General features: G+C 66.1%; 7 protein-coding genes. 5 read left to right on the plus strand and 2 right to left on the minus strand.

Features of this window, described 5'->3' with window-relative positions:
* Together VML93_RS23905 and VML93_RS23910 are read right to left on the minus strand one after the other, a co-directional pair.
* Nucleotides 1-95 (minus strand): hypothetical protein (locus tag VML93_RS23905; RefSeq protein WP_325614764.1); only part of this gene is annotated, 95 nt, incomplete at its 3' end.
* 63 nt (nucleotides 96-158) lie between these two features.
* Nucleotides 159-677, minus strand: a complete 519-nt coding sequence (locus VML93_RS23910) for a DUF4190 domain-containing protein (protein ID WP_325614758.1) — start codon at nucleotides 675-677, stop codon at nucleotides 159-161.
* 219 nt (nucleotides 678-896) lie between these two features.
* On the opposite strand from VML93_RS23910, the gene VML93_RS23915 reads away from it, so the two are divergent.
* From VML93_RS23915 to VML93_RS23935, 5 genes are all read left to right on the plus strand, one after another.
* Nucleotides 897-1,415: a general stress protein gene (locus VML93_RS23915; RefSeq protein ID WP_325614759.1), complete on the plus strand. Its 519-nt coding sequence runs from the start codon at nucleotides 897-899 to the stop codon at nucleotides 1,413-1,415.
* 13 nt (nucleotides 1,416-1,428) lie between these two features.
* On the plus strand, nucleotides 1,429-2,829 hold the full coding sequence (locus VML93_RS23920) for an extracellular solute-binding protein (RefSeq protein WP_325614760.1): 1,401 nt from the start codon (nucleotides 1,429-1,431) through the stop codon (nucleotides 2,827-2,829).
* 44 nt (nucleotides 2,830-2,873) lie between these two features.
* Nucleotides 2,874-3,770, plus strand: coding sequence for a carbohydrate ABC transporter permease (locus VML93_RS23925; RefSeq protein ID WP_414686425.1), 897 nt, complete (start codon nucleotides 2,874-2,876; stop codon nucleotides 3,768-3,770).
* Nucleotides 3,760-4,584 (plus strand): carbohydrate ABC transporter permease, encoded by an 825-nt coding sequence (locus VML93_RS23930; RefSeq protein ID WP_325614762.1) that lies wholly within the window; start codon nucleotides 3,760-3,762, stop codon nucleotides 4,582-4,584. The genes VML93_RS23925 and VML93_RS23930 overlap by 11 nt, the downstream gene beginning before the upstream one ends.
* A gap of 4 nt (nucleotides 4,585-4,588) precedes the next feature.
* A partial coding sequence (locus VML93_RS23935) for a sn-glycerol-3-phosphate ABC transporter ATP-binding protein UgpC (protein WP_325614763.1) occupies nucleotides 4,589-5,752 on the plus strand: 1,164 nt, incomplete at its 3' end.

Below are 5,752 nucleotides of genomic sequence, written 5' to 3' on the forward strand. Positions count from 1 at the left end.
ACGACGTCGCGGACACGTCCGAACGATTCGCCGAACGGACCCAACACCAACATCCGCGCGAGTCGCGCCACATAGACCCTGTTGACCGACGCCATGGCAGAAAGCCTAAGAGACACACCGGTCGAGGCGCCCGGCGACGCCGCACACCCGAGCGGTTATCAGTGCGTGTGGCCAGCCACGGCTGCGACCGCGATGATGATCGCCAGCACCGTCAGCGCGACCGCGGAGCCTCCGACGGCAATGCCGGCGATGGCCATCCCGCGGCCCGGTTGCTTGGTGCGGTTGACCTGGGTGAGTGCGACGATGCCGAGCACCAGGCCGGTGATGGGGATCAACAAACCGATCCAGCAGAAAATTGCCAGGGGAAGGCCCAGCAGCAGGCCCGCGATCGAAACGACCAACGAGGCTATCGCCAACCCGTTGGTCCCGGTCGACCCGTATCCCGCCTGGTAAGGGTCGTAACCGCCGGTGTATGCCGGGGAAGCGTGGTACCCGGGCGGGGCGCCGTGATGGGAGGGCGGGTACCCGTAGCCGGGCGGAGGCGGTGGCGGGGGTGGGGGCGGCGACGGTGGGGGGTAGGAAGGCGGATATTCCGGATAGTTGACCGGCGTGTAGGGATCGACCGGCGAGAACGGATTCTGCCCCGGGTACTCGTACGGCTGCCCTGGGCCGCTCATGAGCGTGAATTCCCGGCGCGGGCGACCGGTGGCTGGTGCGCGTTTGCGCAGGAGGCGCGGCCGACGGCGATCATGTGTTCAAACTAGCTTATGAGCGGGTTTGGGATTCCGGTATGAACGACAGCCGGCCCGTGAATTCGGCCTCAATCCGCGGTGGAATGTAACGATGGCCCCGCGGAGAGTAGGGGAGCCAGAGGAGGCAGAGGAGAATGTGTACCCATGACTAGCCCCTTCCAGCCTGGACAACTTCCCGGCGCAACACCGGGCGCAGCGGGCGGTCGTGGCGTCCCCGGCCTGCCGACCCCACCCAAAGGCTGGCCGGTCGGGTCCTATCCGACTTACGCCGAAGCCCAACGCGCCGTCGACTATCTGTCGGACCAGGAATTCCCGGTCGAGCAGGTGACCATTGTCGGCGTCGATCTGATGCAGGTGGAACGGGTCACCGGCCGGCTGAGCTGGCCCAAGGTGCTGGGCGGCGGCGTGCTCAGCGGCGCCTGGCTCGGCCTGTTCATCGGCTTGGTACTGCTCGCGTTCAGCAATACCTGGGCGGTGTTGCCCACCGGCGTGGTCGCGGGAGTGTTCTTCGGCTTGATCACCTCCGCGGTGCCCTACGCAATGGCGCGCGGCACCAGGGATTTCAGTTCGACCATGCAATTGGTGGCCGGCCGCTACGACGTACTGTGCGATCCGCAGAACGCGGAGAAGGCGCGGGATCTGCTGGCGCGCCTGGCGATCTGACGATCGCGTTCAGATGCGTCGCGCACGACGGTCGGCCGCGTTGCTGCTGACCACACTGACCGCCGCGGCGCTGGTGTCGGCCTGCGGATCCGCCGACAACGGGGTCGTGATCAGCTTCTACACGCCCGCCACCGACGCTGCGACGTTCACCGCGGTTGCCCAGCAATGCAACGAGCAGTTGGGCGGCCGCTTCACCATTCAGCACGTCAGCCTGCCCAGATCTCCCGACCAGCAGCGCCTCCAGCTGGCCCGCCGACTGACCGGAAACGACCGCACCCTGGACGTGATGGCGATGGACGTGGTGTGGACCGCCGAGTTCGCCGAGGCGGGCTGGGCGCTGCCGCTGTCCGACGACCCGGCCGGTCTGGCGGAGGCCGACGCGACCGCCGACATCCTGCCCGGCCCGCTGGAAACCGCGCGGTGGAAGCACAAGCTGTACGGCGCACCGATCGCCACCAATACCCAGTTGCTTTGGTACCGAGCGGATTTGGTAGACCATCCGCCGGAGGACTGGACCGGCATGGTGGCCGAAGCCGAGCGGTTGCGCGCCGCGGGGGAGCCGAGCTGGATCGGGGTGCAGGCTAACGAGGGCGAGGGATTGGTGGTGTGGTTCAACACGCTGCTGGTCAGCGCCGGCGGTCAGGTCCTTTCCCACGACGGCCGCCGGGTCACGCTGACCGACACCCCGGAGCACCGGGCCGCCACCGTCGCGGCACTGCGGATCCTGAAGTCGGTGTCTACCGCGCCTGGGGCCGACCCGTCGATCACCCGGACCGACGGGAGCAGCGCGCGGCTGGCGGTTGAGCAGGGCAAGGCCGCGCTGGAGGTCAACTGGCCCTACGTGCTCGCGTCCATGCTGGAGAACGCGGTGAAGGGCGGGGTGCCCTTCCTGCCGTTGAACGGGCTGCCCGAGTTGGCCGGCAGCATCGACAACCTCGGGACCTTCGTGCCGTCGGAAGAACAGTTCCGGATCGCCTATGAGGCCAGCCGCAAGGTGTTCGGGTTCGCGCCCTACCCGTCGGTGGCGCCCGGCCGGCCGGCCAAGGTGACCATCGGTGGGCTGAACCTGACCGTGGCGCGCACGAGTCGGCATAAAGCGGAAGCCTTCGAAGCCGTCAGGTGCCTGCGCAGCCTGGACAACCAGAAGTACATCTCGATCCAGGGGGGTCTGCCGGCGGTCCGCATCTCGCTGTATTCCGACCCGCAATTCCAGGCGAAGTATCCGATGTACGACGTCATCCGCCAGCAGCTCACCGACGCCGCGGTGCGGCCCGCGACGCCGGTCTATCAGGCGGTGTCCATCCGGCTTGCCGCCGCGCTGAGCCCGGTCACCGAGATCGACCCGGAGCGGACGGCCGACGACCTCGCCGTGGAGGTGCAGAAGGCGATCGACGGCAAGGGGCTGCTGCCGTGAGCCGTAACGATGCAGAGCGAAGCGATGCTGAGGAGCGGCGACCATTGAGCTTGAGCCGCGGCGGGACCCCCGCGCGGGCCGAACGGCGACTGGCGTTCTTTCTCGTCGCTCCCGCGGCGACGCTGATGCTGGCGGTGACCGGGTATCCGATCGGCTATGCCGTCTGGCTGAGCCTGCAGCGCAACAACCTGGCCACCCCCAACGACACCGCTTTCGTCGGCCTGGGCAACTACCAGACGATCCTGACCGATCGGTACTGGTGGACGGCGCTGGCGGTGACGCTGGCGATCACGGTGGTCTCGGTGTCGATCGAGTTCGTGGTGGGCCTGACGCTGGCGCTGGTGATGCACCGCACCCTGGTCGGCAGGGGCCTGGTGCGCACGGCGGTACTCATCCCGTACGGCATCGTGACGGTGGCCGCGTCGTACAGCTGGTATTACGCGTGGACGCCGGGCACCGGGTATCTGGCCAACCTGCTACCGCACGGGAGCGCCCCGCTGACCGAGCAGATCCCGTCGCTGGGCATCGTGGTCATCGCCGAGGTCTGGAAGACCACCCCGTTCATGGCGCTGCTGCTGCTGGCCGGGTTGGCGCTGGTTCCCGAGGACCTGGTCAAAGCGGCTCATGTCGACGGTGCGGGTGCATGGCGGCGGCTGACCAAGATCACGTTGCCGATCATCAAGCCGGCGGTAGTCGTTGCCGTGCTTTTCAGAACCCTGGACGCATTCAGGATCTTCGACAACATCTACGTGCTCACCTCGGGCAACAACAACACCGGGTCGGTGTCGATTCTGGGCTACGACAACCTGTTCAAGGGGTTCAACGTGGGCCTCGGCTCGGCGATCAGCGTGCTGATCTTCTTGTGCGTGGGCATCATCGCGCTCATCTTCATCAAGGTGTTCGGCGCTGCCGCCCCGGGTGGTGACGCCGATGGCCGTTAGGCACGCGGCGTTCTGGGCCGTGATCGACAGCGTGGTCGTGGTGTATGCGCTGCTTCCGGTGCTGTGGATCCTGAGCCTGTCGCTCAAGCCGTCGTCAACGGTCAAGGACGGCAAGCTGATTCCGTCCTCGGTGACCCTGGACAACTACCGCGGCATCTTCCGCGGCGAGTTCTTCAGACCGGCGTTGCTCAACTCCGTCGGAATCGGGTTGACCACCACCGCGATCGCGGTGCTGCTCGGTGCGATGGCCGCCTACGCGATTGCCCGGCTGAAATTCCCCGGCAAGCGGCTGCTGGTCGGCGCCACCCTGCTGATCACCATGTTCCCGGCGATCTCGCTGGTCACGCCGCTGTTCAACATCGAACGTTTCCTTGGCCTGTTCGACACCTGGCCCGGGCTGATCCTGCCGTACATCACCTTCGCGCTGCCGCTGGCCATCTACACGTTGTCGGCGTTCTTCCGGGAGATCCCCTGGGATCTGGAGAAGGCCGCCAAGATGGACGGCGCGACGCCGGGTCAGGCGTTTCGCAAGGTGATCGTCCCGCTGGCGGCGCCCGGACTGGTGACGGCCGCGATCCTGGTGTTCATCTTCGCGTGGAACGACCTGTTGCTGGCGCTGTCCCTGACCGCCACCAAGGCGGCGATCACTGCACCGGTGGCGATCGCAAACTTCACCGGCAGTTCGCAATTCGAGGAGCCGACGGGATCGATCGCGGCCGGCGCGATGGTGATCACCGTCCCGATCATCGTTTTTGTTTTAATCTTCCAACGACGGATTGTCGCCGGGTTGACCTCTGGCGCTGTGAAGGGATAGCCCGATGGCCGAGATTGTGCTGGAGCACCTCAACAAGAGTTACCCCGACGGCCACACAGCGGTGCGGGATCTCAGCATCACGATCGCCGACGGCGAATTCCTGATCCTGGTGGGGCCTTCCGGCTGCGGCAAGACGACGACGCTGAATATGATTGCCGGACTTGAGGATATCTCGTCGGGCGAGCTGCGCATCGGCGGTGAGCGGGTCAACGAGAAGGCACCCAAGGACCGCGATATCGCGATGGTGTTCCAGTCCTACGCTTTGTATCCGCATATGACGGTGCGCCAGAACATCGCCTTCCCGCTGACGCTGGCGAAGATGAAGAAGGCCGAGATCGCGCAGAAGGTCGCGGAGACCGCCAAAATCCTTGACCTCAGCGAACTTCTGGATCGCAAGCCCTCGCAGTTGTCGGGCGGGCAGCGGCAGCGGGTCGCGATGGGCCGCGCAATCGTGCGCCATCCCAAGGCGTTTCTGATGGATGAGCCGCTGTCCAACCTGGACGCCAAACTGCGGGTGCAGATGCGCGGCGAGATCGCCCGGCTGCAGAAGCGGCTGGGCACCACCACCGTCTACGTCACCCACGACCAGACCGAGGCCATGACGCTGGGTGACCGGGTGGTGGTGATGCACGGCGGCGTCGCGCAGCAGATCGGCACGCCCACAGAGCTTTACGAGCATCCTGCCAACCTGTTCGTCGCGGGCTTCATCGGCTCGCCGGCGATGAATTTCTTTCCCGCCACGCTGATTCCGATGGGGCTGCGACTGCCCTTCGGTGAGGTGACGCTGGCGCCGGAGGTCCAAGAAGTGATCGCAGAACACCCTGCCCCGCAGAGCGTCATCGTCGGGGTACGGCCCGAGCATCTGACCGACGCCGCGTTGGTCGACGGCTACCAGCGCATCAAGTCGCTGCTCTTCGAAGTCGAGGTCGACCTGGTCGAATCGCTGGGGGCCGACAAATACGTGTACTTCACCACCTCGGGCCCGGCCGTGCACGCCGCCCAGCTGGACGAGCTGGAGGCCGAGGGAGAAGTGTACGAAAATCAGTTCGTGGCAAGGGTTCCCGCTGAGTCGACGGCCACTATCGGGCAGTCCGTCGAGTTGGCTTTCGACCCCACGAAACTCGCCGTCTTCGACGTCGACTCCGGGGTGAACCTGACCATTCCGGCC

Origin of the sequence: Mycobacterium sp. (assembly GCF_035499775.1) — a bacterium.
GTDB lineage: Bacteria > Actinomycetota > Actinomycetes > Mycobacteriales > Mycobacteriaceae > Mycobacterium.

Bases quoted from the DNA above. Each gene is read 5' to 3' on its own strand.
- VML93_RS23910 (WP_325614758.1), bottom strand. From the start codon at position 677: ATGAGCGGCCCAGGGCAGCCGTACGAGTACCCGGGGCAGAATCCGTTC.
- VML93_RS23920 (WP_325614760.1), top strand. From the start codon at position 1,429: ATGCGTCGCGCACGACGGTCGGCCGCGTTGCTGCTGACCACACTGACC.
- VML93_RS23915 (WP_325614759.1), top strand. From the start codon at position 897: ATGACTAGCCCCTTCCAGCCTGGACAACTTCCCGGCGCAACACCGGGC.
- VML93_RS23930 (WP_325614762.1), top strand. From the start codon at position 3,760: ATGGCCGTTAGGCACGCGGCGTTCTGGGCCGTGATCGACAGCGTGGTC.